A 25745-nucleotide genomic window follows, 5' to 3' on the forward strand; every position below is an offset into this window, starting at 1 on the left:
CTGGTTCCCCATGAAGACGGCGCCGCCGTCGCCGGGCGCCGCGCGTGGCGTACCGCGAACGCGCCGGCGCAATCCGTCAGCTGTCGAATCCTTTCAATTGAGCCATGAGCGGCGCATTCGTTTGCGCGGCGCGCCCGCGCGCGTCTGCAGCATGTTGCGCGCCATGTTTCGAAATTCCTGGCAGGAGCCACGCATGAATGTTTTCTGGTTCATCCCGACCCACGGCGACAGCCGCTATCTGGGCACGACCCAGGGCGCGCGCGCGGCCGATCTCGCGTACTTCCAGCAGATCGCCGTGGCCGCCGATACGCTCGGCTACGAGGGCGTCCTGCTGCCCACGGGGCGCTCGTGCGAGGACGCATGGGTCGTGGCGTCCAGCCTCATCGCCGCGACGCGGCGCCTGAAGTTTCTCGTGGCGATCCGCCCGGGTCTTTCGTCGCCGGCGCTTTCCGCGCGCATGGCCGCCACGTTCGACCGGCTCTCCAATGGCCGTCTGCTCATCAATGTCGTGACGGGCGGCGACACGGCCGAACTGGAAGGCGATGGCCTTTTCGTCGATCACGACACCCGCTACGAAATTACCGACGAGTTCCTGCATATCTGGCGCCAGCTGCTCGCGGCATCGCACACGAACGAGGCGATCGACTTCGAAGGGCAGCATCTGCGCTCGGTCGGCGGCAAGGTCCTGTACCCGCCGGTGCAGCATCCGCATCCGCCGCTGTGGTTCGGCGGCTCTTCGCCGGCTGCGCACGCCATGGCGGGCGCGCACATCGACACGTATCTGACGTGGGGCGAGCCGCCCGAAGCCGTCGCGCGCAAGATCGCCGACATTCGTGCGCGCGCGGCCGAGCATGGGCGCACGATCCGCTTCGGCATCCGCCTGCATGTGATCGTGCGCGAGACCGAAGAGGAAGCGTGGGCCGCAGCCGACAAGCTCATCAGCCACCTCGACGACGAGACGGTTGCGCGCGCTCAGGCTGCGTTTGCGAAGATGGACTCGGAAGGGCAGCGCCGCATGGCTGCGCTGCACGGCGGCAAGCGCGGCACGCGCAAGGACCTCGAGGTGTATCCGAACCTGTGGGCGGGTGTGGGTCTCGTGCGTGGTGGCGCGGGCACGGCGCTCGTCGGCAATCCTGAACAGGTGGCGGCGCTCATGAAGGAATATGCGGCGCTTGGCATCGAGACCTTCATTTTGTCCGGCTATCCGCATCTGGAGGAATCCTATCGTTTTGCGGAGCTTGTATTCCCGCTGCTGCCGGGGCGCGCGGCGAAGGGCGCGGGCGGCCCGCTTTCGGGGCCGTTCGGCGAAGTGGTCGGCAATCACTATCTGCCGAAGGTGAGCCAGAGCTGAGGCACTGGACAAACGCAGCAATCGTGGAGAATGCAACGATGACGCAATCCGTAGTAACGGCCGCGCCCACCCGCGGTCCCGCAAGCCCCGGCGGCGCACTGCGCGGTATGCGGGCATTTGTGCGGGCGAGCCGGCGGCGGATCGCGCCTTGGCTCGTGCCGCTGGCGGTGCTGGTGATCTGGGAGGTCGCCGCCAAAAGCGGCGCGCTCTCGACGCGTGTGCTGCCCGAGCCGCTCGCCGTGCTGCGGGCCGCCTGGTCGCTGATCGAGTCGGGCGAGATGTGGGCCGACGTGCGCGTGAGCACCTGGCGCGCGCTTTCGGGGTTCGCGATCGGTGGCGGCATCGGGCTCGTGCTTGGACTGGCTACGGGACTTTTCAAGCCCGTTGAAACCGCGCTCGACTCGACCGTGCAGATGGTCCGCAATATTCCGGCGCTCGCCATGATTCCGCTCGTGATCTTGTGGTTCGGCATTGGCGAGGAAGCAAAGGTCTTTCTCGTGGCGCTGGGCGTGTTCTTCCCGGTGTACGTGAATACGTTCCACGGCATCCGCTCGGTGGACGCCAACCTCGTGGAGATGGCGCGCAGCTACGGGCTCAAGGGTTTCGCGCTCTATCGCGAAGTGATATTGCCGGGGGCGTTGCCGTCGATACTCGTTGGCGTGCGCTTTGCGCTTGGCCTGATGTGGGTGACGCTGATCGTGGCCGAAACGATTTCCGCGCAATCGGGCATCGGATACATGACGATGAATGCGCGCGAATTCCTGCAAACCGACGTAGTGGTGGTCGGCATCCTGCTATACGCGGCGCTCGGCAAACTCGCTGATTGGCTGGCGAAGTGGCTCGAGCGCGTGGCGCTGCGCTGGCATCCCGCCTATCAACAGGAGAACGAAGCATGAGCGTGAGCCAGTTGGCATCGAACTACGGCGCAGGCCGGGACGGCTTTGAACGCGAGCCGGCGCGCGAACGCAACGGCCGTGCGCAGGTCGCCCGCGAAGGCGTGGCATTGCGCACGAATTCGCAGGGAGCGGACGCCGCCGTTGCACTGCGTGGCGTGGGAAAACGCTACGGCGAGCGTGCCGTGCTGAGCGGCTTTGACCTTGCGATCGAGCGCGGCAGCTTTGTTTCCATCGTCGGACGCAGCGGTTGCGGCAAGTCCACGCTGCTGCGTCTGATCGCAGGTCTCGAAGCGCCGGACGAGGGCGAGGTGCAACGGCGCGGCGCGGGTGGCGCGCCGCTCGACACGCGCATCATGTTCCAGGACGCACGCTTGCTGCCGTGGAAAACCGTGTTGCAGAACGTGATGCTCGGCCTCGGGCGAAGTGCGCGCGACGACGCCCGCGCTGTGCTCGACGAGGTGGGCCTGCTTGGGCGCGCCGACGAGTGGCCCGCGCGCCTCTCGGGCGGCCAGCGGCAGCGCGTGGCGCTCGCCCGCGCGCTGGTGCATCGTCCGAGCCTGTTGCTGCTAGACGAGCCGCTCGGTGCGCTCGACGCGCTCACGCGTATCGAGATGCATGCATTGATCGAGCGCTTGTGGCGCGAGCACCGCTTCACCGCGCTGCTGGTGACGCATGACGTGCACGAAGCCGTCGCGCTGGGCGACCGCATTCTGCTCGTCGAGGCGGGGCGTATCGCGCTCGATCAGACCGTGCCGCTCGAACGCCCGCGTGCGCGAGTGGACGCGCGCTTCGCTGCGCTCGAGGAGAGCGTTCTGCAGCGCGTGCTCGGCCACGGCGCGCAGCCAGCCACCGGGCGGCCTTCAGGCGCGGCGGCTTGAATCGTTTATCAGGAATCCTCTTTTTATACTCGAACTCCCGGAGCCTAACTTATGAGCATTACCGCCATCAACGTGCGCAACCAGTTTCGCGGCAAGATCAAGGAGATCATTCGCGGGCCCGTCGTTTCGGAAGTCGATGTCGACACGGCGTTCGGCATCGTGACTTCGGTGATTACCACGCGCTCGATCGACGAACTCGAGTTGAAAGTAGGATCGGAAGTGGTCGCGCTGGTGAAGTCCACGGAGGTGTCGATCGCGCGCCTGTGAAGCGGATCGCGCGTCGGGCCCGCCTGCGAGCCGCACAGGGGCGAAGTGCTAGCATGAACCGTCAGCAGAAGACGGAGAGGCGATCATGGAGCCGAAGGGCAACGACATGGGCGACTACCAGGAGCGCTACAAGGACTACGACATCGAAGTCGCGGTCGAGCAGGTGCTCACGGGTGTGAAGGCGCACTTTCGCGTGCTGAAGGGCGATACCGTTGTAGAGGACTGGCAGCTCGTGCATATCACGCGACTCTGGTCGACTGAGCACGCGGCGGCCCAGGCGGGCTTCGACGCCGCGCGCGCGTGGATCGATGCGCGCGGCGCGCAAGCTGGCTAGCGTTTGCCTTGCGAGCCCGAGGCAGGCGACTGGCTGGCCCGGCGCTCGGCAGCGGCGAACATGTCGCGGAGTTGCTGGCGCTCGGCGCCGCTCAGATGCGCTGCGGCGGCCGGCATGGTGAGCACGAGGTGCAGCGTGAGGATGCCGCGCGTGCCGTTGCGGTCCGCGAGCCCCTGGCCGGGCAGACGGATTGCCGTGCGCGCATTTGCGTTCGCTGGAATCTTCACCTCGAACGTGCGGCCGAGGACCTTCGCCTGGAGGCCGCCGCCCAGCATGGCAGTCACGAAGTCGATCTGCAGGTCGCAGGCAAGGTCGAGCCCGTTGCGCGTGAAGCCCGGGGCGCAAACGATGGAAACGGAAAACGTGGCGTCGCCGGGCGGCCCGCCATTCACGCCGGGATGGCCGCCGCCTGGCACCACCAGACGCTGACCGTCCCATGCTCCGCGAGGAATCTCGACAGCTTGCGACTTGCGCCACGTTTTCACGCCTGTGCCGTGACACTGCTCGCAAAGCGCGCCGCGATCTTCCTGCTCACACGCCGGACAGGGACCTTTGACAGGGTAGTGGGCTTGAACGCCGCCGCCGTCGAGTGCGACTTCGAGCGGCACGAATAGCTCGACGAGACAGTTCGCGCCGCGCATGGGCGGCGTCGCACGGCGGTGTCGCGGCGATGCTTCTCCGGTGCGGGTTTTGCTGGCCGGGTTTGCGGCACCAGTTGTCCTGTCTGTTGGCGCGACGCGCCTGCCGCTCAGAATCTCGAAGGCTTCCTGAATGAGCTTGAACACCGGCTCGACCGTCGCCTCGCGTCCCTTGTTGCGGTCGGGGTGGTACTTCGCGCGCAAATGACGGTACGCGCGCTTGATCTCCGCCGGCGACGCAGTCTCCGGCAGCTGCAGCCGCCTGTAATATTCCTCGAAGCTCAAGGGCGTTCCCGGGTGTCTCTCGTGCACAGACGCAAAAAAGCCCGCAACCAGTGCGGGCTCATTTGTTCACTGCTGAATTCTTTGGGGGGCTGATGGGACTCGAACCCACGACAACAGGATTCAGAATCGAGTCGCCGAACAGCCAATTCAGGTTAAAAATCCAAGCCCTAGGATTTCAATTTCGGAATATATCGCACTTTGTCGACCCAACACTGGCGCGCGTTTGCAGCGACGTGTTCCGAAATTCCGATGCATTTTAGCCGGCATCGTAGACGTAGCGCCAGCGCTACAGCTTCGAGAAAAGCTGCGGAAGCTGTCCGATGCGCAGCTCAGCATGACGCCTCGTTGTACTGGCGTCTTTCGCTGTGTTCAGGCGGGAGGGCCTACCGGGATGAGATAGACGACAGTCTGGCCAGCAGGCAGGGCAAGCGCTTGCGCGGCTTTGTACCCGTCGACGGACCCAACGGGCACGGCGGCAAGCTTAAGAACGGCGGCCTGAAGCAGCATGTTCTGGACGGCATGCGCGGCCTCTTGCCGGGAGTAGGGAAGGTCCCGGGCGCCATACCGCTGGGAAAGCCGACTGGGGTCGGCGGCCACCGCGATGACGAGCGGCGCTGCCCCGACAGACGCTTGCCCGAGTGCAACGGCTTTCAACTTGGGTCGCAGGTCGGGCGTGGCGCGCGTCTCGGCCCGGTGGCCCTGTGGCAGGTAGTGCATGACCTCAGTGGCGCTCACCGCGTAGAGCTCAAGCGCGTACAAAGCGCCTGCCGAAGGAGACGCACGCTTGCCGTCTGGGCTGGTGATGCCCTGTCCAGCCCACAGCAACTGGCCGACCGTCTCGACTGGCAACGGTTCTGTGCCGAAGGTGCGCACGGATCTGCGTCGCGAAATGGCTTCTTCCAGGGAAACGGTGCCCGCGAAGGTGGGCTTGGGCAGTGCGATGTCATTGGTGTATTTAGCCTGGCTCGCCTGCGCGTGGCGGGTTCCCCCCTCAACGAGCGCCCCCGCGGCTACCAGAGCCAAAAGTTCACGGCGGTGCATGGTGCCTCCACGAGAGAATGAACAGACTCGTTGGCGGACCGCACAACCGGATGAAAGTCTGAAAGCCGAGGTGCCGCTGCAAGGCGAGTCGCGAAGTTCGCCTTGGCGCTGAGCGCTCCGCCAATGGGTTGACCAGCTTTGTCTCTTTCTGTGCGGGACAAGTCGACATTTCGTCAGACGAGGTGAAGCTTAGCTGCCGTGGAAGCCTAATCCAAGGTTTGCTTATCTCGCGCCAGCCACCGCAAGGACGGATTTCGAATCCGCTTGGCTCGCTTTTGCCCGCGGTTTTAGGCGAATGCCCGGAGGTTCGGCCCATTGTCATATTTCGTTGCTGTGGTGTCGGTGCTGAGTCCCGGCTTCACGTCGCGGAACGAGAGCGTCGGCCATGCTACTATTTCCTTTCAATTTGAAAGGAGACTGCTGATGGGTTGGAACATGCGCTTTGCCGACTACCGTGGTTATGACCTTCATTCGGAAACCATTGAGTGCCCCAATGAAATGTGGGTTTGGCGCGCGAAAGTGAGCAGGGGCACAGAACGCGACATTGCTTCGACGCAAGACCTGGAGACGGGCCACAGGACTCGGGACGATGCGGAAAGCGCCGGGTTCGCTTGGGGGCGCGCGAAGGTCGATGAAATCTTGATGGGCTAGGCGCGTCGCGCTCATTGGCTGCCTCTAGCGCGCTCCGCGTCGCTAGCCCTTTGCACAGGTTTGTCCACCGTTTTTGTGGACAACCGTGCGACCGCATCTGTGGATAAGCCCACGGCGGTTTCCAAACCTGTTCGCTCGCTGGGTCGCAGCAGGGGGCCACGGGAGCGGCGTGACAGGCGCACGCCTCTTTCGTGGGCGGCCAGTATGGGCTGCGCCTTTTGCTGTCGATGCCGACGTTCTGGCCGACGTTCGTGCTGTCGGCGCTGGTGAACGGGAAGCGCGTGAACACGTTTGGGTTGAGCGTGCGCAGGTCGTGGAGCTTGCAGACGGGGCGTCCGCCGCGATCGCATACGACGCCCACCACCTCGGCCATGCGCCGATACCACAGGTCCGTGCCGACTGCGGCGTACTCTCCGGGGCTGCCAAGGCAGACGCTCGGTCACGCCAGGGCTAGACGTTCCAGGCGGCTGAGTGATTCGTGCAGGTGCCAGACCGGCGTGCCGACCCACGGAAGCGCCACGGCCATTCCTCGATCAGCACGTCAAGCGGGCATGAAAGTCGTCGGCGATCGCTTCGTGGGAAGGAGCATTCATTAACCCGCGTGGCCGTTACGATGTGCTCGACGTGCACCAAGGCCTCCAGTGGTGGGCGCCATAGGGATCCGAGGATGAATTGAACGCTGCCTCTAGGTTTCGGGTGCGGTTTTGTTGCCGGTCTGTGGTTAACTCCTTGCGGATTTCACTCGAAAAGCAGGCACGACAAGCGATGTCGGCCGGATAGTCAGAAGAAACTTTGCCAATCGCCGGGGACAGACAATGGATACAAGGGATAAGGTGGGAGCCGCCCACGAGGCGTGGGTTATCGCTCGCGAAAAGGTTGCCAGAGAACTCCCGCGCCTGATCCTTGAATTGCCAGACGACGATTTAATACGCGCTCTGATTGCTGAGGAAGTCGCCGCGCATAGAGACTTCCTTGTCATTCGCGCTAGCGTAGGCTGCGCTCCCTAAGCGATGGTCGTCGTGCTGCTCGACTACGGGTTGGGGCAGCACTGTGCCAGACTCAATCGCTCAAAGCCTTATGCAGCGGGTGGCGGAAAGAGGGGCTTGGCGCGCCTCATCCAAAGAACCGGCGTCATCAGCCAATCGAAAGTCGGCTTTACCCGTTTTTCATTTTCTTCCCCGCGATTTGCGAGCTCGAATTCACAAGCGCAAATGCAAAAAAGCCCGCATAAAGCGGGCTTCATTTTGCATCGCATCTTCCAGAATCTGGAATGACATCTTCCAAAAATTCAGTTTCTGCGCTGCGAGCACTTATAAGTGCTTGAATTCTTTGGGGTGGCTGATGGGACTCGAACCCACGACAACAGGAATCACAATCCTGGACTCTACCAACTGAGCTACAGCCACCGCTGTTTTTCTCAATCAGCGCTGCTTTGGAAGCGGCGTCAATCAAGAAGCAAGATTATATACACACCAAAGCAGACTTGCCTAGCCCTTTATTCAAGAATTTCATCCGCAACGCGCAAATATTCTCGCGCCTCGTCGAAGATCGCGAGATCTGCCTTCGCGAGCTTGCGGTTGTCCGAGAGGATGCGGCGCCATCCGCGCGCGCCGGCCACGCCGCGATAGAGACCCAGCGCATGGCGCACGATCGAGCCGAGGTAAGTGCCGCGCGCGATCTCGCTTGCGCAGTACTCGATGAGCTTCGCTTCCACTTCCTCGCGCGTGAGCGCGGCTTCGGTTGCGCCATAGAAGCGCGCATCGACGTCGGCGAGCACATAGGGGTTGTGATAAGCCTCGCGGCCGAGCATCACGCCATCGACATGCTGTAAGTGCTGCTCGACTTCGTCGAGCGTTTTGATGCCGCCGTTGATGATGATTTCGAGCTGCGGGAAGTCGCGCTTGAGCCGGTACGCGTAGTCGTACTTGAGCGGCGGGATCTCGCGATTTTCCTTCGGGCTCAAGCCCTTCAGAATCGCGTTGCGCGCGTGGACGATGAAAACGTCGCAGCCCGCTTCGGCAATCGTGCCGACAAAGTCGCGCACGAACGCATAGTCCTCGACCGCATCCACGCCAATGCGGTGCTTGACCGTCACGGGCACGGAGACGACGTCGCGCATCGCCTTCACGCAGTCCGCCACGAGTCGCGGTTCGTTCATCAGGCACGCGCCGAATGCGCCGCGCTGCACGCGCTCGGACGGGCAGCCGCAGTTCAGGTTGATTTCGTCGTAACCCCACTGTTCGCCGAGCTTCGCGGCGCGCGCGAGGTCGTCGGGTTCGCTGCCGCCCAGCTGGAGCGCGACCGGCGCTTCGGCCGGCGTGAACGCGAGATGGCGCGGCACGTCGCCGTGGAGAAGGGCGCCCGTCGTCACCATCTCCGTATACAGCCACGCGTGCCGGGAGATGAAGCGATGCAGCGAGCGGCAGTGGCGATCGGTCCAGTCCATCATCGGCGCGACGGAAACGCGGCGGGGGCTGGCTTGACGGTTGGCGGACATGGCGATGGGAAACCGGTGAGTAACGGCTGGCGTGGATCAACCTTGCATTTTAACGCATACGGGCGCGGCTCTTCGTACCCTTTGCGCACTGCGCCAATTTGCCAAATGCCCATGCAGGAAGCGCGCCTGATGGCCATTTTCGGCCGAAAAACCCTACTTCAATTATGTAATTCCCAAGCAATTTGCTGCGTCGCGCAAATTTTTTTGAGCGTGTTTTTAGGGTCTGTTCGTCGCTCAGCCTTGTCAGAATTGCCTGACGCGATTGTTGTGGAATGGAGAATAGTAAATTCGGATTATCGCGATTATTTTCTGATAGTAGGTGTATACACTGAGTTTCGTTGACGCAGCTCGTGGGCACTGACCTCCCAGGCGCGGCGCCTTCCCGATCCGCAATTGAACCTGATATTGGAGTCCACCATGAAGACCAAACTCATCGCAGCGCTGCTGGTCGCAGCTACCGCTTCTGTTGCCGCTCCGGCGTTCGCCAGCGGCTATGGTCCGGCACCGTTCTATCGCCCGGACGTTGGCGCGCCGGCTTCGCAGCGTGGCCAGAGCGTTCAGACCGTGGCCGCCGAGCGCGTCCAGGAACAAGGCGCCCAAACGGCATACGGCGGCGTTGCCGGTTCGGCTTCGCAGTCGGGCAGCCACGCGAAGGCCACGGGCCCGCAATCGGTCTTCTTCGGCCAGTAAGCCGCACCGAAGTTGCCGGGCCGCTCGCCAGTCGGGCGGCCTGAAAGCCGGATGTCGTTTCGACGTCCGGCTTTTTGCTTTTCAGGCGAGCGTCTTCTCAGGCGGCGCCGCGAACGCGCTGGTCGATGGCCTCGCGAATGCGGTCGAAAGCGGCGTCGAAGGCGTTGTCCTGGTTCGGGAAGCGGCCGGCCGCAGCACATTCAGCGGAATCTGGCCGCATTCAGCATTCCCTGAAAAAATTCTCGCGGCGTGATAGCGTCAGCGTTTCCCCAACCGAACTGACGGATAACGTTTCCATGGAATACCGCACACTCGGCGATACCGACGTCAAGGTGAGCCTGATCGGGCTCGGCACGATGACGTGGGGCGAGCAGAACACGGAGCGCGAGGCGCACGAACAGATCGACTACGCGCTCGACCAGGGCGTCACGCTGATCGACGCGGCTGAAATGTACCCCGTGCCGCCGCGCCCGGAGACGCAAGGGCAGACCGAGCGTTTCATCGGGACCTGGCTCGCGCAGCATCGCGCGGCACGCGAGCGCATCGTGCTCGCCACCAAAATTGCGGGCCCGGCTCGCCAGCCGCACAATCCGCAGCACATTCGCGGGCCGCAGAACCAGTTCGACCGCAAGAATCTGACCGAGGCGCTCGATGGCAGCCTGAAGCGCCTGCAGACCGATTACGTCGATCTGTATCAGCTGCACTGGCCCGACCGCAGCACGATGACGTTCGGCCGCAACATGTATCCGTATCTCGACGACGCGTACACGGTGCCGATCGAGGAAACGCTCAGCGTGCTCGCCGATTTCGTGAAGGCCGGGAAGGTCCGCCATATCGGCGTGTCGAACGAAACGCCGTGGGGTGTTGCGCAGTTCCTGCGCGCCTCCGAAAAGCTGGGGCTGCCGCGCATCGTCAGCATTCAGAATCCGTATAGCCTGCTCAATCGCACGTTCGAAAGCGGCCTGTCCGAATTCGCACATCGCGAAGGCGTGGGCCTGCTCGCGTATTCGCCGCTCGCGTTTGGCTGGCTGTCGGGCAAGTACGAGGGCGGGGCGCGTCCGGAAGGCGCGCGCATCACGCGGTTTGAGCGTTTCAAGCGCTACAGCAAGCCGGAATCGGTGGCCGCGACCACGCGCTACGTGGAACTCGCCCGGGCGCACGGCTATACGCCCGCGCAGTTCGCGCTCGCTTTCGTCAACAGCCGGCCGTTCCTCACCAGCAATCTGATCGGCGCGACCTCGCTCGAGCAGTTGAAGGAAAACATCGCCAGCGCCAACGTCAAGCTCACCCCCGAATTGCTCGCGCAGATCGACGTGCTGCACGAGCAGCAGCCTAATCCTGCCCCTTAAGCGGAATAGCAGGGCGCAGCGCGGTCCCTTCCGGGCCGCGCTGCGCTGCGCCGCGTTAGCGGCTAACTCGGCAAAGTCGTTGGCGATTCGCAAGGCATACACTACGATCCAGCATGCGCTGGTTGGGGCACCATCACGCTTCGTGTGACGGCGCCCCGACCGGCCGTCCATACGCTCAAGCCCGGAGAATTCAAAATGACGAGCGCACGTCCAGCGCAATCACCTCCGTCCTATGGCTGGCCCATTTTTATCTTGCTTGCGGTGGCCGGTCTCTTCTACGTGAAGTGGTTCCCGTACTATCACCGCGCATTCACCGCCGAGGAAACCCACTCCATCGGCAAATCGATCCTGATGGGCGGCGCGTCCACAGCGCCGGATCCCTCGTTCTCCGCCGCGCTCGATTACGCCTTCGCCTATGGCAAGGCGATCTGGCAGGCCATGGTGCTCGGTTTGCTGCTCGGCTCCGGCGTGCAGGCGCTCCTGCCCGTGCAATGGGTCGCGAGGGTGCTCGGCCGGCGCGGCTTTGGCAGCGTCGCGGCGGGCGGCCTGCTCGCGGTGCCCGGCATGATGTGCACCTGCTGCGCTGCGCCTGTGGTCGTGGGCCTGCGCGCGCGCAATGCGTCGGCGGGTGGCGCGATTGCATTCTGGCTCGGCAACTCCGTGCTCAATCCCGCCACGCTGGTGTTCATGGGCTTCGTGCTCGGCTGGCAGTGGAGTGCGCTGCGCCTCACGCTAGGCTTGTTGATGGTGTTTGGCCTCGGCTGGGTCTGCAACCGGCTCGTCACGCCTGAAGAGTCGCGTGCCGCCGAAGACCGCCTGGCGCTTCTCACTGAGCAACAGGCGCAAGGCGGCAACGTCTTCGTGCGCTGGGTGCGCATCTTCGCGCGCATGGCCGTGCGTCTCGTGCCGGAGTACATCGTGCTCGTGCTGCTGCTCGGCGCCGCGCGCGCGTGGCTCTTTCCGCATATCGGCCCGGAAGTGACGAGCAGCCTTGGCTGGATCGTCACCTTCGCCGTGGTCGGCATGCTGTTCGTGATCCCGACGGCCGGCGAGGTCCCCATCATTCAGGCGATGCTCGCGCTCGGCATGGGCGTGGGGCCCGCGGGCGCGCTCCTGATGACGCTGCCGCCCGTGAGCGTGCCGTCGTTCGCGATGCTGGCGGGCTCGTTCCGGCCGCGCATGCTGGCAATCGTCGGCACGACGGTGGTGTTCTTCGGCATCGTCGCGGGGCTCGCGGCGGTGACCCTCGGCTTCTAGGGACGTCGCGACGAGGCAGTCGCCATGCGTTCAGCGTTGGCATTCTTGTAATACGCGGGCGGTTCGCCGTCCGCCACGGAGCGGGCCTCGGCCCGAAAACCAGCATGGCAAAGCAGAAAACCAATCCGAAACTCGAGCAGGCGCTCACGCGCGGCGACCTCGCCATCCGCCAGGCCAATTCGGCCCGCGCCACCGCAGTGCTGCGCGCGCTCGGCAAGATGATCGTCGAGGCTTCGGCCACCATCGGCGTCGAAGCGGACACCTCGATTCCCGACGGCGATCGCATTTACGACCCGGCCGACGGTCTGTGGCCGCAGTCGCTGCTGGTTTCGCTCGATGGCCCGGTGGAGGAGTCGGACCCGGAAGAGATCCGCACGGTGCGTTTGCTCGCCCAGACCCAATCGACGATGTTTCGCGTGGAATGGCATCGCGCCGACGGCAAGATCGGCCGCCAGGAAGGCGGCCCGTTCGCGACGGTCGCGTTTATTTCGGACGTCGATATTCCCTGGGGAGACGACGAGGACTGAGTGCCTCGCGATGCCTTGGCGTGCCTTAATGTGCTTAAACGTCCTTCAATGCATCATGCGCCGGCGAAACAGCACCGAAGCGATCGCGAACGGCACCACCACGTAAATCGCGAGCACGAGCAGGTGCAGCCCGGCCTGCTCGACAGGCCGGTCGAGCATGGCGGGGCGGATCAACGCGACGGCGTGCGCGAGCGGCAGCATCAGCGTGATGTGCTGCGCGGCCGCGGGCAACTGTGCGATCGGGAAGAACACGCCCGAGAGCAGCAGCATGGGCGTGAGCACGAGCGTTTGATAGAACATGAAGAAGTCGTAGGACGGCGCGAGCGCGGTGACGATCATCGCGCAGCTCGCGAACGCGAGGCCCGCAAGCGCGATCACGGGCAGCGCGAGCAGCATGGAAGGAAAACTCGCGTAGCCGAGCAAACCGGCCACCACCATGATCGCCGCGCCCGAGAGCATCGACTTGCTCGCGGCCCACATGACTTCGCCTAGCACGACGTCGCCAAGCGTGAGCGGCGTGTGCATGATCGCCTCCCACGTGCGCTGCACGTGCATGCGCGAGAAGCCCGAGTACATTGACTCGAAGCTCGCCGACATCATGACCGAGGACGACACCGTCCCCGCCGCGAGAAACGCGATGTACGAGACGCCGTCGACGTGCCCCACCATCAGCCCAAGCCCGAAGCCGAGACCGAAGAGATAGATCATCGGGTCGGCGAGATTGCCGAACATCGACGCAAGGGCGAGCTTGCGCCAGACCAGATAATTGCGCCGCCACACGGCGATCCAGTGCGTGGCGTTCGAAGGCAGCGCGGCGCGCGGCTCGCGCATGGGCGCCTGGGTGGGGCGCGAGGGCGTCGGGTTGTTGGTGCGTGTCTGCATGGTGTCCTTGGCGATTCGTATGCCGCCGTCAATCCTGCCGCATTAATCCTGCATCTCGCGGCCTGTGAGCCGCAGGAACACGTCTTCGAGATTCGCGGGCCGGTGCAGGTAGCGTAGATCCGAGCGGTGGCGCAGCTTCGCATGCACGGGCGCGGGGTCGTCGACATAGCAGAATAGCGTCTCGCCGCTGATCTCCGTGCGCTTCGCATCGGCTGCAAGCTCGTCGCGCAGCGAGACCGGGTCCGGGCCGTACACCTCGATCACATCGCAGCCGATCTCCGATTCGATCAGCGCCTTGGGCGCACCCTCGGCGATCTTGCGGCCTTCCTCGATCACGCAGACGCGATTGCAAAGTCGTTCGGCCTCCTCCATGAAATGCGTGGTGAGGAGAATCGTCTTGCCGCGCGCGAGCAGCGAGCGCAGCCGCTCCCAGATCAGATGCCGCGCCTGCGGGTCGAGGCCTGTCGTGGGCTCGTCCATCACGAGCACGTCGGGGTCGTTCACGAGCGCGCGCGCCAGTGTGAGACGGCGGCGCATGCCGCCCGAGAGCTCACCTACGCGCGCATCGGCTTTGCTTTCGAGGCGCGCGAATTCGAGCAGCGGCGCGACGAGGTCACGCGTTTCACGCGCGGACAAGCCGAAGTAACGGCCGAACACGAGCAGGTTCTCGCGCACGGTGAAGTCGGGGTCGAGATTGTCGAACTGCGGCACGACGCCCACGCGCTGGCGGGCGTGACGCGCGCGAGCGGGCACCGGCTCGCCACACAGGCTGATGCGACCCGCATCGGGCGAAACGATGCCGAGCAGCATGCGCAGCGTCGTGGTTTTCCCAGCACCATTGGGGCCGAGCAGCCCGAAGCATTCACCGGGGAGGACGTTGAACGACAGGCCGTTGACGACCGTCCTGTCTCCGTAATGTTTGATGACCTGCTCGAATTCGATGGCGGGTGCGGACATGGACCAGTTGAACGTGAGTCGAACGGGTGTCGCGCGAGGCGCACGCAAGAGCGAACGCAAAAGCAAACGAACAATCGCGCGAAACAAGGCGGCCCATTTTAGTGCATTGCTGCGTGGCGGGTTGGGCGGCGCTTCCAGGCCGTTCGACGTGGCACGAGGCGAATGCATGTCGCGGCAAGCATCAGGCCATGCACAAGAGGTGTGCGTTGCCTAAGACGCATCTGGCGGTTTTCGATGCCCACCTGGCGTTTTCCAGCCCTTGCGTGTGGAATTGCGGCGCACCATCATGAGAATCGCACAGCCTGCAAATCACGCGGGCGGGGAGAATCGATCATGGCGAGCTACAAAAAAATTCTGCTCTGTTACGACGGCTCGCGCGAAGGCCGCAAGGCACTGCGTTGCGGCGCCGACCTTGCGCTCGATCTGCAGGCGGAAACGCATCTGCTCTCGGTTGTCGACATGCGCTCGACGATCGCGCAGAGCGCGGGCCTGCTGACCGATGTGGCCTGCGGCCGCTTCGAGGAAACGGCGCGCGAAATCCTTCAGGAAGGCGTGGACTGGCTAACCGAGCGTGGCGTGCGCGCCCAGGGGCACTTCGCGTTCGGGCATCCGATCGACGAAATCGCAAATCTGGCCAACGAACTGAATGCCGACCTCGTGGTGGTGGGTCACCGCTGCCGCACGGGGCTTTCGCGCTGGTGGATGGGCGCGGGCAATACGCCGCTGCTCGACCGCGTGTCGTGCAGCATTCTCGTGGCGTGTTCGTCGGCGGCTGAGGAAAAACAGCAGCAAGCCGCCGCTTAGTTGATCGAGCGGGATCAAGCAGGACCAAGCGGGCCGGTTCGCACGGAACCGGCCTGTTTCCGTTTTCGCTCCCAATCTGTCTCAGTTCGAGACGTTTCCTTCGTCTAGCTCGACCGCTGCGAGCTTCCACGAGAAGAGCCCGTGACGCTGCAGGATGGCGGCATAGTGCTCGCCCGTATTGCCGCGCTCCCACGTGAGCGCGAATTCATTGAGGCCGCGATAGCCGGCCGTGGTGACCGGCCGAGCCTCGGGCGCGGGATTGCCCGACGCCGCTGGGGCCGGTGACGGCGCCGATTGTGCCGATTGCGCCGATTGCGCCGATTGCGCCGATTGTGCCGATTGCGCGGATTCTGCCGATTGCTCGCTGGACTCCGTCGGCGGCGGCGCGTGCGGCCGGTCGCCAGGCTTGCCTGTCGGCGGCATGCCGCTCAGCAGGGCGGCCACGCCTTCTGGCGTTGCGTAGGCATCCACGAGCGGACTGATCAGTGCCGCACCAATCACGGCGCCGAGGATCAGCAGCGGATTGCTGCTGTGTTGCCCTTCGATGCGCCGATGCAGCATCTCGCCAACCTGCTGTTTGAGGCTCAGGCGCAGCGCAGGGTAATCGACGTACTCGTTGAGCGTGGCGGCGTCGCGAGCGTCGGCGGCGGCTTTCATGTGTTTCACCGCGATATAGGGCGACGCATACGCGTAGCCAAGCGCGCCAACAATCATGGCGAGCGCAACGGTGATCGCTACGGGCTTCTTCCAGCCTTGGGTTTTACGAGGGGTTGAGGGAGATTCCGTCATCGGCATAGGACAAATCGTTCAAACAGGGTGTTGACCGCAAACTTGATTGAACGATCCCGACCGTAACCTCTTCTCACATTTGAGCCGCGTATTGGCGAATTCGCGCTCGATTCGACCTTACTTCGCCAGCGCTGCAGGCAGGTCGCTGTGCTGCTCCGCGATGCAGCGGTCGATCGCACGGCAGACCGCGTCAACCGTGCCGACGAGAATGAGCCGCGACTGACCTTGATAGACCCGCACCGGCGCGCGGCGCATGGGCTGCTCGGTGTTGAGCGTGCTGTTGAGCGACACGCGCGCAAACGCCGGCTGGGCCGAGGGCAGCGCCGGCAGGTCGGCCGTGCTGGCGGCCACCATCTCTGGCGAGTCTTCGAAGAGCGAGCCGCTCAGTGCGGCGGCCGAGTCGCGCACCTCGCGCACCGCGCAAGAGGCGATTCCACGGAGGTGGCGAAGACGGCCGAATTGACGGAAGGGCAGCAAGCGGGCAAGGCGTTCCATGACTCTCTCCAGGTAGTGCGTAAACTCAGCGCACAACGCGCGCAGACGGATTGCTTAGAATTCGGTGGGGCGGATCAGGCCAACCGCGATGCCTTCCAGCGCGAATTCCGCGCTGCCAGCCTCGACAAAAATATTGTCGTAATCGGGGTTCTCGGCGATCAGTTCGAGCCCGTTCGAACGGCGCTTCAGCCGCTTCACGGTGACGTCGTCGCCAAGGCGCGCCACGATGATTTGCCCGTCTTTCGCTTCGGCCTTCTTCTGCACGGCGAGCAGGTCGCCGTCGAGAATGCCGGCGTCGCGCATGGAAAGGCCGCGCACTTTCAGCAGATAGTCAGGGCGGCTCGAGAACAGTGCCGGGTCGCACATGTAGTTCTGCGAGATGTGCTCCTGCGCGAGGATCGGGCTACCCGCTGCGACGCGGCCAACGAGCGGCAGTGAGAGCTGCATGATGCTCGGGTGCGGGAGCGTGAACTGGTGCGGCAGGTCGTCGGGCCCCGGCATGAGGCGGATGCCGCGCGAGGCGCCCGCAGCCAGTTCGATCACGCCCTTGCGCGCCAGCGCGCGCAGATGCTCCTCCGCGGAGTTGGCCGAGCTGAAGCCGAGTTCCGCCGCGATCTCGGCGCGCGTGGGCGGGAAGCCCGTGCGTTCGATCGCCCGGCGAACCAGATCGAAAACCTGCTGCTGTCGTGCGGTGAGTTTGGTCATGGCGCCACTGTATGTTTGAACAGGTAACTGTATTTTTATACAGTACTCGCCACTTTTCAAGTGTTACTTGAAGTTCGTCAACTGAGCGTTGCTATCAGGCCGTTTTCCCGCGTTTGTGCGGACGAAATCGCGCTCTAGCAGCGACTTCCTCTGTCCTTACCACTTTTGCGTATTAAAAAATGAGAAAACATCATTTTTAATAATGTAAGCGGATCGCTAGACTGGCCTCCATCGTTAGCTGCAATTCGCAGATGCGCACGGATGAGCGCGAACGAGCACACACGAAAACGGAGAACAGATAGATGGGCACGACACATACGGGGCGCGCAGGCTGGCTGAAATCACTGGCGGCAAAACTGGTTATCGGCGTTGCGCCGCTCGTCGCAGTTGCGGCGATGGCGCCCGTGGCCGCTCATGCGGACACGTCGCTGCTCAACGTCTCCTACGATCCGACGCGCGAGCTGTATCAGGACATTAACGAGGCCTTCATCAAGCAGTGGAAGGCGAAGACGGGCGAAACGCTCACCATCAAGCAGTCGCACGGCGGCTCGGGTGCGCAGGCGCGCTCGGTGCTCGACGGCCTGCAGGCCGACGTCGTGACGCTGGCGCTCGCATGGGACATCGACGCGCTCGCCAACAAGGGCATCGTTGCGAAGGACTGGCAAAAGCGCTTGCCCGACAACGCCTCGCCGTACACGTCGACGATCGTGTTTCTCGTGCGCAAGGGCAACCCCAAGCACATCAAGGACTGGGACGATCTGACGAAGCCGGGCGTGTCGATCGTCACGCCGAATCCGAAGACCTCGGGCGGCGCGCGCTGGAACTATCTCGCGGCGTGGGCCTATGCGCTGCACCAGCCGGGCGGCAACGAGCAGAAGGCCAAGGACTTCGTCTCGAAGCTCTATAAGAATGCAGGCGTGCTCGACTCGGGCGCGCGAGGCGCAACGACGAGCTTCGTGCAGCGCGGTATCGGCGATGTGCTGATCGCATGGGAGAACGAAGCATTCCTTTCGCTCAAGGAATTCGGCCCGGACAAGTTCGAGATCGTGGTCCCTTCGGTGAGCATTCTGGCTGAGCCGCCGGTTGCGGTGGTGGACAAGGTCGTCGAAAAGAAGGGCACGCGCAAGGAGGCCGAGGCCTACCTGCAGTTCCTCTATAGCGAAGAGGGCCAGGAGATTGCCGCGAAGAACTTCTACCGTCCGCGTTCGGACAAGGTCCCGGCGGCGCTCACGGCGAAGTTTCCGAAGCTGAAGCTTTACACGGTCGACGACACGTTCGGCGGCTGGACCAACGCGCAGAAGACGCATTTCGCAGATGGCGGCGTGTTCGATTCGATCTACCAGCCGCAGTAAGTCACGCAACATCGCTGCACCGCAGTACCGGTTGGCAGTCGATCACGACGCAACCGCATAACAAAGAAGCGCGCCCACGGGCGCGCTTTTCGGCGCCGCCGGCGAACCCGGCAAGCGCGCAACCCATGTCTGGACGATGAGCATGACAACGTTTCGATTGCGCAAGCCCAGTGCGCTGCCGGGCTTCGGCGTGACGCTCGGCATCACGGTGGCTTACCTGAGCCTCGTGGTGCTCATTCCGCTTGCCGCCACCTTCCTCAAGACGGCGACGCTCGACTGGAGCCAGTTCGTGCGCGCCGTGTGGTCGCCGCGCGTGATCGCGTCGTACCGGCTCACGTTCACGGCCGCGCTCGGCGGGGCGCTCATCAACGCGGTGTTCGGGTTCCTGCTCGCGTGGGTGCTCGTGCGCTATCCGTTCCCGTTCAAACGCGTGATCGATGCGCTCGTCGATCTGCCGTTCGCGCTGCCGACGTCCGTCGCGGGCATCTCGCTCGCCGCCGTGTACGCTGGCAATGGGTGGATCGGCCAGTTCCTGGAACCGCTCGGTCTGAAGATCGCGTTCACGCCGCTTGGCGTGCTCGTCGCGCTGACCTTCATCGGCTTGCCGTTCGTCGTGCGCACGGTGCAGCCGGTGCTCGAGGACTTCGAGCGCGAGCAGGAGGAGGCCGCAGCGTGCCTTGGCGCCTCGCGCTGGCTCACGTTCCGCCGCGTCGTGCTGCCCGCGGTGCTGCCGGCGCTGCTCACCGGCTTCGCGCTCGCGTTCGCGCGCGCGCTGGGCGAGTATGGCTCGGTCATCTTCATCGCCGGCAACGTGCCGATGAAGTCGGAGATCACGTCGCTTCTCATCATCACGAAGCTCGAACAATACGACTACGCCGGCGCGACCGCGCTTGCCGTGATGATGCTCTGCGTTTCGTTCGTCATGCTGCTTCTCATCAACTCGCTGCAGTGGTATTTGCAACGCCGTACGAGCCGGGGCGTTTCGGCCGGCAGCGCGCCGAATGCCGTGGTGGGCGCAACCGTCGCGGGAGGTGCGCAATGAGCACGCTGCCGCAACAACGCAGCACGCGCCGGCCGGATCCGGTCACCGAAGCGCCGTGGGTGCGCTGGCTCCTGACCGGCATCGCGCTCGCGTTTCTCGCGCTCTTTCTCGTGGTGCCGCTCGTTGCCGTGTTCTGGCAGGCGCTTTCGAAGGGCATTGGCTTCTACTTCACGTCGCTCGTCGACCCCGACGCACTCTCCGCGATCAAGCTCACGCTGATCACCGCGGCGATCGCGGTGCCGCTGAATCTGGCCTTCGGTCTCGCGGCTTCGTGGGCGATCGCGAAGTTCGAGTTTCGCGGCAAGGCGCTGCTCACCACGCTGATCGACCTGCCGTTTTCGGTCTCGCCCGTGATCTCGGGTCTCATCTATGTGCTGCTGTTCGGCGCGCAGGGGTGGCTTGGGCCGTGGCTCGAAGACCGTAACGTGCAGATCATCTTCGCGGTGCCGGGCATCGTGCTGGCCACGATCTTCGTGACATTCCCGTTCGTTGCGCGCGAGCTGATTCCGCTGATGCAGGCGCAAGGCAACGATGAAGAAGAGGCCGCGCACGTGCTGGGCGCCTCGGGCTGGCAGATGTTCCGCCGCGTGACGCTGCCCAATATCCGCTGGGGCTTGCTGTACGGCGTGATTCTTTGCAATGCGCGCGCGATGGGCGAGTTCGGTGCGGTTTCGGTGGTGTCGGGCCATATTCGCGGCCAGACCGATACGATGCCGCTGCACGTCGAGATCCTTTACAACGAGTACAACTTCGCGGCGGCGTTTGCCGTGGCATCGCTGCTCGCGTTGCTCGCACTCGTCACGCTGGGCCTGAAGCTGCTCGCGGAGCGCCGTCTTTCGGCGCAACTGCGCAGCGCCGATGACATTCCCGCCTACGCCGGCCCGCAAGCGGTGGCCGTGCAACACGCTTCACAACACGCGACAGATCACGCAACGGCGCGCGCCGTGCGCCAACCGATTCAAGTAGGGGAGCAGTAACCATGGGCATCACCGTCAGCAATCTGCACAAGCGCTTCGGCGACTTCACCGCCCTCGACAACGTCTCGCTCGACTTTCCGCCGGGCGAACTGGTTGCGCTGCTCGGACCTTCCGGTTGTGGCAAGACCACGCTGCTGCGCGTGATCGCGGGCCTTGAATACGCCGACGCGGGCCAGGTCGTGCTGCAAGGCCAGGACGTGGGCGAGGTGGGCGCGCGCGAGCGCCAGGTGGGCTTCGTGTTCCAGCATTACGCGCTGTTCCGCCATATGACGGTGTTCGAGAACGTGGCGTTCGGCCTGCGCGTGAAGCCGCGCGGCGAGCGGCCCTCGGAGGCTGTGATCCGCGAAAAGGTGCATGAGCTGCTCAAGCTCGTGCAGCTCGACTGGCTTGCCCAGCGTTACCCGTCCGAACTGTCGGGCGGCCAGCGTCAGCGCATCGCGCTCGCGCGCGCGCTCGCCGTGGAGCCGAAGGTGCTGCTGCTCGACGAGCCGTTCGGCGCGCTCGACGCCAAGGTGCGCAAGGAATTGCGCTCATGGCTGCGCCGCCTGCACGACGACCTGCACATCTCTACGATCTTCGTCACGCACGACCAGGAAGAGGCGCTCGAAGTGGCCGATCGCATCGTGGTGATGAATCATGGGCATGTGGAGCAGGTGGGCAGCCCGCAGGACGTCTATGATCATCCACAGACGGCTTTCGTCTACGAGTTTCTCGGCGCCGCGAACCGGCTGCGCGGCAGTGTGGATGCACGCGGCTTCGTGGCCGAAGGCGCGGCGCAGCCGATCTCGGTGCACGCGAGCTTCGAAGGCCCGGCGCTCGCCTATGTGCGTCCGCACGACCTCGTGCTGCACCGCGAAGCGAGCGAGCATCGCGACGGCATCGTCGTCGACGTGCGCCGGGTGGTGACGCTGGGCGGCTCGGTGCGCGTGGAGCTGGAAAGCCGCACCGGCGGCGCGCTCGAAGCCGAGCTCGACCGCGAGTCGTGGCGCGCGCTCGGGCTGACGGTGGGCCAGGGCGTGACGGCGGTGCCGCGCGGGCTGCGCGTTTTCCCGGCTTAGATTCCCGGCTTAGACTCGCGGCTTAAATCGCGGCGCAATGCGCGTTACAGTGCTCACATCGACAAAAACGAACAATCGGTCAGCAGTCCCGGAGAGAAGACCATGAATTTTCAGCAGTTGCGTTTCGTGCGCGAAGCCGTGCGGCAGAACATGAACCTGACCGAAGTGGCTAACGTGCTGTACACGTCGCAGTCGGGCGTCTCCAAGCAGATCAAGGATCTCGAAGACGAGCTCGGCGTGGACATCTTCATTCGTCGCGGCAAGCGCTTGACGGGCCTCACGGAGCCGGGCAAGGCGGTGCATCAACTGATCGAGCGCATGCTGCTCGACGCCGAGAACCTGCGCCGCGTGGCGCGCCAGTTCGCCGACCAGGACAGCGGTCACCTCGTGGTCGCGACGACGCACACGCAGGCGCGTTACGCGCTGCCGAAGGTCGTGCACCAGTTCCGCGAAGTGTTTCCGAAAGTCCACCTCGCGCTGCGCCAGGGCAATCCGCAGCAGATCGCGCAGATGATCATCAACGGCGAGGCCGACATCGGCATCTCGACCGAAGCGCTCGACCGCTTCCCCGATATCGTCACGTTCCCGTGCTACTCGTGGCATCACGTGGTGGTCGTGCCGAAGACGCATCCGCTCGTGGGCCGCGAAAACCTCACGCTCGAAGACGTGGCCGAATATCCGATCATCACCTACGACCAGGACTTCACGGGCCGCTCGCATATCGACCAGGCGTTCGCGAAGGCGGGCGTGGTGCCCGACGTGGTGCTGACCGCCATCGACGCGGACGTGATCAAGACCTATGTCGAACTCGGCATGGGTGTGGGCATCGTCGCGGCAATGGCCTACGACCCGAAGCGCGACAGCGAACTCGTCGCGCTCGACACGGAGCATCTGTTCGAAGCGAGCACGACGCGAGTGGGCCTGCGCAAGGGCGCGTTCCTGCGCCAGTATGCGTACCGGCTCATCGAAATGTTCGCGCCGCAACTCACCGAGCAGCAGATCGCGAGCCAGTTGCGCGAGGCAACCTGAAAGGCGGGCTGATTTTCCCGACGGGCGGCGGATCGCTTAAAATCGCCGCCATGAATACTTCCACTTCCTCTTCCGCGGCGGCGCCCAAGGCGCTCCCGCGCATCGCTGTGCTCGCCACGGGCGGCACGATCGCGGGCTCCGCTGCGGACGCAGCGAACACCGCGGGTTACCAGGCCGGCGTGATTGGTGTCGCGCAGCTTCTGGCGGCTGTGCCAGGCCTCGACGTCATCGCGCAGATCCACGCCGAGCAGATCGCGAGCATCGACAGCAAGGACATGTCGCTCGCGCTGTGGTCCACGCTCGCGCAGCGCGTGAACGAACTGCTGGCCAGCGACGAGATCGACGGCGTCGTGATCACGCACGGCACGGACACGCTCGAAGAAACCGCGTATCTGCTGCATCTCACGGTGAAGAGTGCGAAGCCGTGCATCTTGACCGCGGCCATGCGGCCCGCCACGGCGCTTTCCGCCGACGGTCCGCTCAATCTGCTCAACGCCGTCACGCTCGCGGCGAGCGAGGCGGCGGCGGGGCAGGGTGTGCTGGTGGCGTTCAACAACCGCATTCATTGCGCACGCGACGTCGCGAAGGTCAGCACCTACGCGGTGGATGCGTTCCAGTCGCCGGAAATCGGTGCGCTGGGCTGGGTGCAGGATGGGCGCGTGGAATTCCAGCGCCGCGCGCTGCGCCCGCATACGGTCGATGCGCCGTTCACGGCAGCGGTTCAATGGCCGATGGTCGAGATCGTGACGAGCTACGCGGGTGTGTCGCGTGCAGCGGTCGAAGCGCTCGTGGCCGCCGGTGTGGATGGGCTCGTCGTGGCCGGCACCGGCAATGGCTCGATTCACGGCGGGTTGCAGCAGTCGCTGGCCGAAGCGGCCGCGAAGGGTGTGGCCGTCGTGCGCGCCTCGCGCGTCGGCTCGGGCCACGTGATGCACAACGGCGCGGCGAAGGACGACGCGCTCGGCTTCGTTTCTTCGGGCACGCTTAGCCCGTACAAGGCGCGTGTACTGTTGCTGCTCGCACTCGCTGCTGGCATGACCGACACGGCGGGGCTGCAGGACGCGTTCGACACGTACTGAGCCAGACAGTGCAAAACGAAAAACAGGCCTTGCGGATTCGTCCGCAAGGCCTGTTGCGTTTCTGGCCGTGCTTGCGTGTGATCGCGCTTGCTGCAGCGCAGGCGGGCATGTGTCCCGAAGGCATCGCCTGAAGGAATACCCCTGCGCTGTATGATCGCAGTCTGAGACAAGGGGGAAAGCAACGTGACGACCAGAGACGAAAGGCTACAACAGTTAGCGATTGAGCTGGGTTTTGACCTGAACGAACCCATCAAGGCGGGAGGAAAGTACATCCCCGTGCTGGTTGACGAGAATGTCGCTTACATTGCAGGTCAACTTCCCCGGATTGGGGACGTGGTTCGCTTTGTTGGCATTGTTGGTGAATCAATCTCACTCGATGAAGCCCGCCAGGCAGCCGCGACGTCCACCGTTCGAGCGCTGGCTCTCGCCAGGGGCGCTTTGGGTTCGCTGGACGCGATATCGGCCGTTCCACGGATTACCGTATTCGTCCGCAGCGCGGCTGACTTCACGCTGCAAAGCGAAGTAGCCGACGGAGCATCCGATGCGTTGTATTCGGTCTTGGGCGAGGTGGGCGTGCACACGCGGACTTCGGTCGGTGTCTTGCAATTGCCCAAGGGTGCAGCGGTTGAAATCGATTTCGTTTTCAAGGTGACATCGCTTGCTCGCTCTTGAGAAGGGAAGGGCGAAGCGAAGTCAACGCAAAAACGGGCATCCGACACGCGGACACCCGATGACGACGTCTGACCGACCAAGGCTTCCCCGCCGTCACCGGGCGCCGCTTTCGGACCCCACTGGCCGCCCTCAGCCCAGAGCGGCACCGATTTGCCTCGCGTCGGTTGCCGCCGCCGCGAAGCGCCCCACGGGAGGCTCGTGCGCTGTAGTCATTGCGCGCGAGCCGATGTGCGTGATCCGGTTCTGCGGGCGGTTCGCGCATTACGTCGCGCGAACCGCCGTCCTGCAACCGCTGGAACTCAAGCCGCCTTCACTTGCACTTGCGGTTCGGCGATCTCGAAGTTCGCCATGATTTCGAGCGCGCGAATCATTGCCGAGTGATCCCACGCCTTGCCGCCGTTCGCGGCGCACACGCTGAAGAGTTGCTGTGCGCTCGCGGTGTGCGGCAGTGCGATACCCAGCTTGCGTGCGCCGTCGAGCGCGAGGTTCAGGTCCTTCTGGTGCAATTCGATACGGAAGCCCGGATTGAACGTGCGCTTGGTCATGCGTTCGCCGTGCACTTCGAGAATGCGCGACGAAGCGAAGCCGCCCATGAGGGCCTTGCGCACGCGCTCGGGGTCGGCGCCCGAACGTGCTGCGAACAGCAGGGCTTCGGCCACGGCCTCGATGTTCAGCGCGACGATGATCTGGTTCGCGACTTTCGTGGTCTGGCCCGCGCCGTTGTCGCCGACGAGCGAGATGTTCTTGCCCATCAGTTCGAACAGGGGCTTGGCGGAATCAAACGCCTTTTCCGGGCCGCCGACCATGATCGAGAGCGTGGCTTCGCGTGCGCCGACTTCGCCGCCCGAAACCGGTGCGTCGAGATAGTCGCAGCCGAGCGCGTTGATCTGCTTGGCGAACTGTTGCGTTTCGAGCGGCGAGATCGAGCTCATGTCGATCACGAGCTTGCCAGCCGAGAGACCCTTGGCGACGCCGTCGTCGGCGAACAGGACGTTGGCGACATCAGGCGTGTCCGGCACCATCACGATGACGATGTCCGACACCTTCGCGACAGCCGTCGAATCGGCGACGACTTCGGTTTGCGTGCGCAGGTCGTCGGGTACCGGGTACTTGCCGTTCACGGCGAGCGTGTGGCCGCCCTTGATGAGGTTGCGCGCCATGTGCGCGCCCATGATCCCGAGTCCGATAAAGCCAATCTTTGCCATCTTGTGTGTCTCCGTTAAAGCGAATGCGTGAATGTGCG

Annotated in this window: 29 protein-coding genes and 1 tRNA gene; 19 read left to right on the top strand and 11 right to left on the bottom strand. The window is 64.1% G+C overall.

Annotated elements, in window-relative coordinates; translation table 11 throughout:
- The first annotated feature begins 193 nt into the window (after positions 1 to 193).
- The 5 genes from ssuD to U5A65_RS30120 all read left to right on the top strand — a co-directional run bounded on the left by ssuD (position 194) and on the right by U5A65_RS30120 (position 3726).
- Positions 194 to 1351 carry an FMNH2-dependent alkanesulfonate monooxygenase gene (gene ssuD / locus U5A65_RS30100; RefSeq protein ID WP_321948726.1) on the top strand — a complete coding sequence of 386 codons (1158 nt, stop codon included), beginning with the start codon at positions 194 to 196 and terminating at the stop codon, positions 1349 to 1351.
- 38 nt (positions 1352 to 1389) lie between these two features.
- On the top strand, positions 1390 to 2247 hold the full coding sequence (ssuC, locus tag U5A65_RS30105; protein WP_415765867.1) for an aliphatic sulfonate ABC transporter permease SsuC: 858 nt from the start codon (positions 1390 to 1392) through the stop codon (positions 2245 to 2247).
- A complete protein-coding gene (locus U5A65_RS30110; protein ID WP_321948727.1) occupies positions 2244 to 3125 on the top strand; it encodes an ATP-binding cassette domain-containing protein in 882 nt (293 codons plus the stop codon). The genes ssuC and U5A65_RS30110 overlap by 4 nt, the downstream gene beginning before the upstream one ends.
- 51 nt (positions 3126 to 3176) lie before the next feature.
- Complete coding sequence (locus U5A65_RS30115; RefSeq protein ID WP_028204871.1) at positions 3177 to 3392, top strand: TOBE domain-containing protein; 216 nt, start codon at positions 3177 to 3179, stop codon at positions 3390 to 3392.
- Between the two features lie 85 nt (positions 3393 to 3477).
- Positions 3478 to 3726 (top strand): DUF6566 family protein, encoded by a 249-nt coding sequence (locus tag U5A65_RS30120; protein ID WP_321914280.1) that lies wholly within the window; start codon positions 3478 to 3480, stop codon positions 3724 to 3726.
- On the opposite strand, the gene U5A65_RS30125 is transcribed toward U5A65_RS30120, so the two are convergent.
- Both U5A65_RS30125 and U5A65_RS30130 read right to left on the bottom strand, forming a co-directional pair.
- A complete protein-coding gene (locus tag U5A65_RS30125) occupies positions 3723 to 4649 on the bottom strand; it encodes a DnaJ C-terminal domain-containing protein (RefSeq protein ID WP_321948728.1) in 927 nt (308 codons plus the stop codon). The two genes, U5A65_RS30120 and U5A65_RS30125, sit on opposite strands and share 4 nt — an antisense overlap.
- Positions 4650 to 5018: 369 nt before the next feature.
- Positions 5019 to 5690 (bottom strand): SagB/ThcOx family dehydrogenase, encoded by a 672-nt coding sequence (locus U5A65_RS30130; protein ID WP_321948729.1) that lies wholly within the window; start codon positions 5688 to 5690, stop codon positions 5019 to 5021.
- 315 nt (positions 5691 to 6005) lie between these two features.
- Here U5A65_RS30130 and U5A65_RS30135 point away from each other — a divergent pair, with 315 nt between their 5' ends.
- Together U5A65_RS30135 and U5A65_RS30140 are read left to right on the top strand one after the other, a co-directional pair.
- Positions 6006 to 6341 carry a hypothetical protein gene (locus tag U5A65_RS30135; RefSeq protein ID WP_321914283.1) on the top strand — a complete coding sequence of 112 codons (336 nt, stop codon included), beginning with the start codon at positions 6006 to 6008 and terminating at the stop codon, positions 6339 to 6341.
- Positions 6342 to 7360: 1019 nt separating this feature from the next.
- A complete protein-coding gene (locus U5A65_RS30140) occupies positions 7361 to 7615 on the top strand; it encodes a hypothetical protein (protein ID WP_321936730.1) in 255 nt (84 codons plus the stop codon).
- Between the two features lie 56 nt (positions 7616 to 7671).
- Here the strand turns inward: U5A65_RS30140 and U5A65_RS30145 are convergent.
- Positions 7672 to 7747, bottom strand: a tRNA-His gene (locus U5A65_RS30145).
- 89 nt (positions 7748 to 7836) lie between these two features.
- On the bottom strand, positions 7837 to 8838 hold the full coding sequence (dusA, locus tag U5A65_RS30150; protein WP_321936729.1) for a tRNA dihydrouridine(20/20a) synthase DusA: 1002 nt from the start codon (positions 8836 to 8838) through the stop codon (positions 7837 to 7839).
- Positions 8839 to 9255: 417 nt separating this feature from the next.
- Here dusA and U5A65_RS30155 point away from each other — a divergent pair, with 417 nt between their 5' ends.
- Positions 9256 to 9528 (top strand): hypothetical protein, encoded by a 273-nt coding sequence (locus tag U5A65_RS30155; protein WP_028204875.1) that lies wholly within the window; start codon positions 9256 to 9258, stop codon positions 9526 to 9528.
- A gap of 97 nt (positions 9529 to 9625) precedes the next feature.
- On the opposite strand, the gene U5A65_RS30160 is transcribed toward U5A65_RS30155, so the two are convergent.
- Positions 9626 to 9748 carry a hypothetical protein gene (locus U5A65_RS30160; RefSeq protein ID WP_321948730.1) on the bottom strand — a complete coding sequence of 41 codons (123 nt, stop codon included), beginning with the start codon at positions 9746 to 9748 and terminating at the stop codon, positions 9626 to 9628.
- A gap of 76 nt (positions 9749 to 9824) precedes the next feature.
- Between U5A65_RS30160 and U5A65_RS30165 the strand changes: the two genes are divergently transcribed.
- The 3 genes from U5A65_RS30165 (at position 9825) to U5A65_RS30175 (ending at position 12661) form a co-directional block, all read left to right on the top strand.
- Positions 9825 to 10877 (top strand): NADP(H)-dependent aldo-keto reductase, encoded by a 1053-nt coding sequence (locus tag U5A65_RS30165; RefSeq protein ID WP_321914287.1) that lies wholly within the window; start codon positions 9825 to 9827, stop codon positions 10875 to 10877.
- A 195-nt stretch (positions 10878 to 11072) separates the two neighbouring features.
- Positions 11073 to 12134, top strand: coding sequence for a permease (locus U5A65_RS30170; RefSeq protein ID WP_321948731.1), 1062 nt, complete (start codon positions 11073 to 11075; stop codon positions 12132 to 12134).
- Positions 12135 to 12238: 104 nt separating this feature from the next.
- Complete coding sequence (locus U5A65_RS30175) at positions 12239 to 12661, top strand: hypothetical protein (protein ID WP_321914289.1); 423 nt, start codon at positions 12239 to 12241, stop codon at positions 12659 to 12661.
- A 45-nt stretch (positions 12662 to 12706) separates the two neighbouring features.
- On the opposite strand, the gene U5A65_RS30180 is transcribed toward U5A65_RS30175, so the two are convergent.
- Positions 12707 to 13543 (bottom strand): ABC transporter permease, encoded by an 837-nt coding sequence (locus tag U5A65_RS30180; protein WP_415765872.1) that lies wholly within the window; start codon positions 13541 to 13543, stop codon positions 12707 to 12709.
- 42 nt (positions 13544 to 13585) lie between these two features.
- On the bottom strand, positions 13586 to 14500 hold the full coding sequence (gene nodI / locus U5A65_RS30185; protein ID WP_321936727.1) for a nodulation factor ABC transporter ATP-binding protein NodI: 915 nt from the start codon (positions 14498 to 14500) through the stop codon (positions 13586 to 13588).
- 333 nt (positions 14501 to 14833) lie between these two features.
- Here nodI and U5A65_RS30190 point away from each other — a divergent pair, with 333 nt between their 5' ends.
- Entirely contained in the window at positions 14834 to 15304 is a 471-nt protein-coding gene (locus tag U5A65_RS30190) for a universal stress protein (protein ID WP_069267551.1), read from the top strand.
- 81 nt (positions 15305 to 15385) lie between these two features.
- On the opposite strand, the gene U5A65_RS30195 is transcribed toward U5A65_RS30190, so the two are convergent.
- The 3 genes from U5A65_RS30195 to lexA all read right to left on the bottom strand — a co-directional run bounded on the left by U5A65_RS30195 (position 15386) and on the right by lexA (position 17293).
- Complete coding sequence (locus tag U5A65_RS30195; RefSeq protein WP_321948743.1) at positions 15386 to 16093, bottom strand: DUF2939 domain-containing protein; 708 nt, start codon at positions 16091 to 16093, stop codon at positions 15386 to 15388.
- A gap of 117 nt (positions 16094 to 16210) precedes the next feature.
- Entirely contained in the window at positions 16211 to 16588 is a 378-nt protein-coding gene (locus U5A65_RS30200; RefSeq protein WP_321914292.1) for a hypothetical protein, read from the bottom strand.
- A gap of 54 nt (positions 16589 to 16642) precedes the next feature.
- Complete coding sequence (gene lexA / locus U5A65_RS30205; protein ID WP_158757930.1) at positions 16643 to 17293, bottom strand: transcriptional repressor LexA; 651 nt, start codon at positions 17291 to 17293, stop codon at positions 16643 to 16645.
- Positions 17294 to 17595: 302 nt separating this feature from the next.
- Here lexA and U5A65_RS30210 point away from each other — a divergent pair, with 302 nt between their 5' ends.
- The 7 genes from U5A65_RS30210 (at position 17596) to U5A65_RS30240 (ending at position 24502) form a co-directional block, all read left to right on the top strand.
- On the top strand, positions 17596 to 18645 hold the full coding sequence (locus U5A65_RS30210) for a sulfate ABC transporter substrate-binding protein (protein WP_321948732.1): 1050 nt from the start codon (positions 17596 to 17598) through the stop codon (positions 18643 to 18645).
- 142 nt (positions 18646 to 18787) lie between these two features.
- The gene (cysT, locus tag U5A65_RS30215; protein ID WP_321914294.1) at positions 18788 to 19687 is read left to right on the top strand and encodes a sulfate ABC transporter permease subunit CysT; all 900 of its coding nucleotides are present in this window, start codon (positions 18788 to 18790) and stop codon (positions 19685 to 19687) included.
- Entirely contained in the window at positions 19684 to 20664 is a 981-nt protein-coding gene (cysW, locus tag U5A65_RS30220; RefSeq protein WP_321948733.1) for a sulfate ABC transporter permease subunit CysW, read from the top strand. The genes cysT and cysW overlap by 4 nt, the downstream gene beginning before the upstream one ends.
- 2 nt (positions 20665 to 20666) lie before the next feature.
- Positions 20667 to 21722 carry a sulfate ABC transporter ATP-binding protein gene (locus tag U5A65_RS30225; protein ID WP_321914296.1) on the top strand — a complete coding sequence of 352 codons (1056 nt, stop codon included), beginning with the start codon at positions 20667 to 20669 and terminating at the stop codon, positions 21720 to 21722.
- A 102-nt stretch (positions 21723 to 21824) separates the two neighbouring features.
- Complete coding sequence (locus U5A65_RS30230; protein ID WP_321914297.1) at positions 21825 to 22751, top strand: CysB family HTH-type transcriptional regulator; 927 nt, start codon at positions 21825 to 21827, stop codon at positions 22749 to 22751.
- Positions 22752 to 22801: 50 nt separating this feature from the next.
- Positions 22802 to 23830, top strand: a complete 1029-nt coding sequence (locus U5A65_RS30235; protein ID WP_321948734.1) for an asparaginase — start codon at positions 22802 to 22804, stop codon at positions 23828 to 23830.
- A 183-nt stretch (positions 23831 to 24013) separates the two neighbouring features.
- Positions 24014 to 24502: a RidA family protein gene (locus U5A65_RS30240; RefSeq protein WP_321948735.1), complete on the top strand. Its 489-nt coding sequence runs from the start codon at positions 24014 to 24016 to the stop codon at positions 24500 to 24502.
- Between the two features lie 299 nt (positions 24503 to 24801).
- Here the strand turns inward: U5A65_RS30240 and U5A65_RS30245 are convergent, their stop codons facing one another.
- A complete protein-coding gene (locus U5A65_RS30245) occupies positions 24802 to 25707 on the bottom strand; it encodes a 2-hydroxy-3-oxopropionate reductase (RefSeq protein ID WP_321914300.1) in 906 nt (301 codons plus the stop codon).
- Positions 25708 to 25745 lie beyond the last annotated feature (38 nt).

It is taken from the genome of Paraburkholderia sp. J10-1 (genome assembly GCF_905220165.1).
In the GTDB taxonomy this organism is placed as follows: Bacteria; Pseudomonadota; Gammaproteobacteria; order Burkholderiales; family Burkholderiaceae; genus Paraburkholderia.

Bases quoted from the DNA above. Each gene is read 5' to 3' on its own strand.
- U5A65_RS30155 (WP_028204875.1), top strand. From the start codon at position 9,256: ATGAAGACCAAACTCATCGCAGCGCTGCTGGTCGCAGCTACCGCTTCT.
- dusA (WP_321936729.1), bottom strand. From the start codon at position 8,838: ATGTCCGCCAACCGTCAAGCCAGCCCCCGCCGCGTTTCCGTCGCGCCG.
- ssuC (WP_415765867.1), top strand. From the start codon at position 1,390: ATGACGCAATCCGTAGTAACGGCCGCGCCCACCCGCGGTCCCGCAAGC.
- U5A65_RS30130 (WP_321948729.1), bottom strand. From the start codon at position 5,690: ATGCACCGCCGTGAACTTTTGGCTCTGGTAGCCGCGGGGGCGCTCGTT.
- U5A65_RS30175 (WP_321914289.1), top strand. From the start codon at position 12,239: ATGGCAAAGCAGAAAACCAATCCGAAACTCGAGCAGGCGCTCACGCGC.
- U5A65_RS30180 (WP_415765872.1), bottom strand. From the start codon at position 13,543: ATGCAGACACGCACCAACAACCCGACGCCCTCGCGCCCCACCCAGGCG.
- cysT (WP_321914294.1), top strand. From the start codon at position 18,788: ATGACAACGTTTCGATTGCGCAAGCCCAGTGCGCTGCCGGGCTTCGGC.
- U5A65_RS30165 (WP_321914287.1), top strand. From the start codon at position 9,825: ATGGAATACCGCACACTCGGCGATACCGACGTCAAGGTGAGCCTGATC.
- U5A65_RS30230 (WP_321914297.1), top strand. From the start codon at position 21,825: ATGAATTTTCAGCAGTTGCGTTTCGTGCGCGAAGCCGTGCGGCAGAAC.
- cysW (WP_321948733.1), top strand. From the start codon at position 19,684: ATGAGCACGCTGCCGCAACAACGCAGCACGCGCCGGCCGGATCCGGTC.
- U5A65_RS30190 (WP_069267551.1), top strand. From the start codon at position 14,834: ATGGCGAGCTACAAAAAAATTCTGCTCTGTTACGACGGCTCGCGCGAA.
- nodI (WP_321936727.1), bottom strand. From the start codon at position 14,500: ATGTCCGCACCCGCCATCGAATTCGAGCAGGTCATCAAACATTACGGA.
- lexA (WP_158757930.1), bottom strand. From the start codon at position 17,293: ATGACCAAACTCACCGCACGACAGCAGCAGGTTTTCGATCTGGTTCGC.
- U5A65_RS30160 (WP_321948730.1), bottom strand. From the start codon at position 9,748: ATGCGGCCAGATTCCGCTGAATGTGCTGCGGCCGGCCGCTTCCCGAAC.
- U5A65_RS30115 (WP_028204871.1), top strand. From the start codon at position 3,177: ATGAGCATTACCGCCATCAACGTGCGCAACCAGTTTCGCGGCAAGATC.
- U5A65_RS30200 (WP_321914292.1), bottom strand. From the start codon at position 16,588: ATGGAACGCCTTGCCCGCTTGCTGCCCTTCCGTCAATTCGGCCGTCTT.
- U5A65_RS30120 (WP_321914280.1), top strand. From the start codon at position 3,478: ATGGAGCCGAAGGGCAACGACATGGGCGACTACCAGGAGCGCTACAAG.
- U5A65_RS30170 (WP_321948731.1), top strand. From the start codon at position 11,073: ATGACGAGCGCACGTCCAGCGCAATCACCTCCGTCCTATGGCTGGCCC.
- U5A65_RS30225 (WP_321914296.1), top strand. From the start codon at position 20,667: ATGGGCATCACCGTCAGCAATCTGCACAAGCGCTTCGGCGACTTCACC.
- U5A65_RS30210 (WP_321948732.1), top strand. From the start codon at position 17,596: ATGGGCACGACACATACGGGGCGCGCAGGCTGGCTGAAATCACTGGCG.
- U5A65_RS30195 (WP_321948743.1), bottom strand. From the start codon at position 16,093: ATGACGGAATCTCCCTCAACCCCTCGTAAAACCCAAGGCTGGAAGAAG.
- U5A65_RS30245 (WP_321914300.1), bottom strand. From the start codon at position 25,707: ATGGCAAAGATTGGCTTTATCGGACTCGGGATCATGGGCGCGCACATG.
- ssuD (WP_321948726.1), top strand. From the start codon at position 194: ATGAATGTTTTCTGGTTCATCCCGACCCACGGCGACAGCCGCTATCTG.
- U5A65_RS30110 (WP_321948727.1), top strand. From the start codon at position 2,244: ATGAGCGTGAGCCAGTTGGCATCGAACTACGGCGCAGGCCGGGACGGC.
- U5A65_RS30235 (WP_321948734.1), top strand. From the start codon at position 22,802: ATGAATACTTCCACTTCCTCTTCCGCGGCGGCGCCCAAGGCGCTCCCG.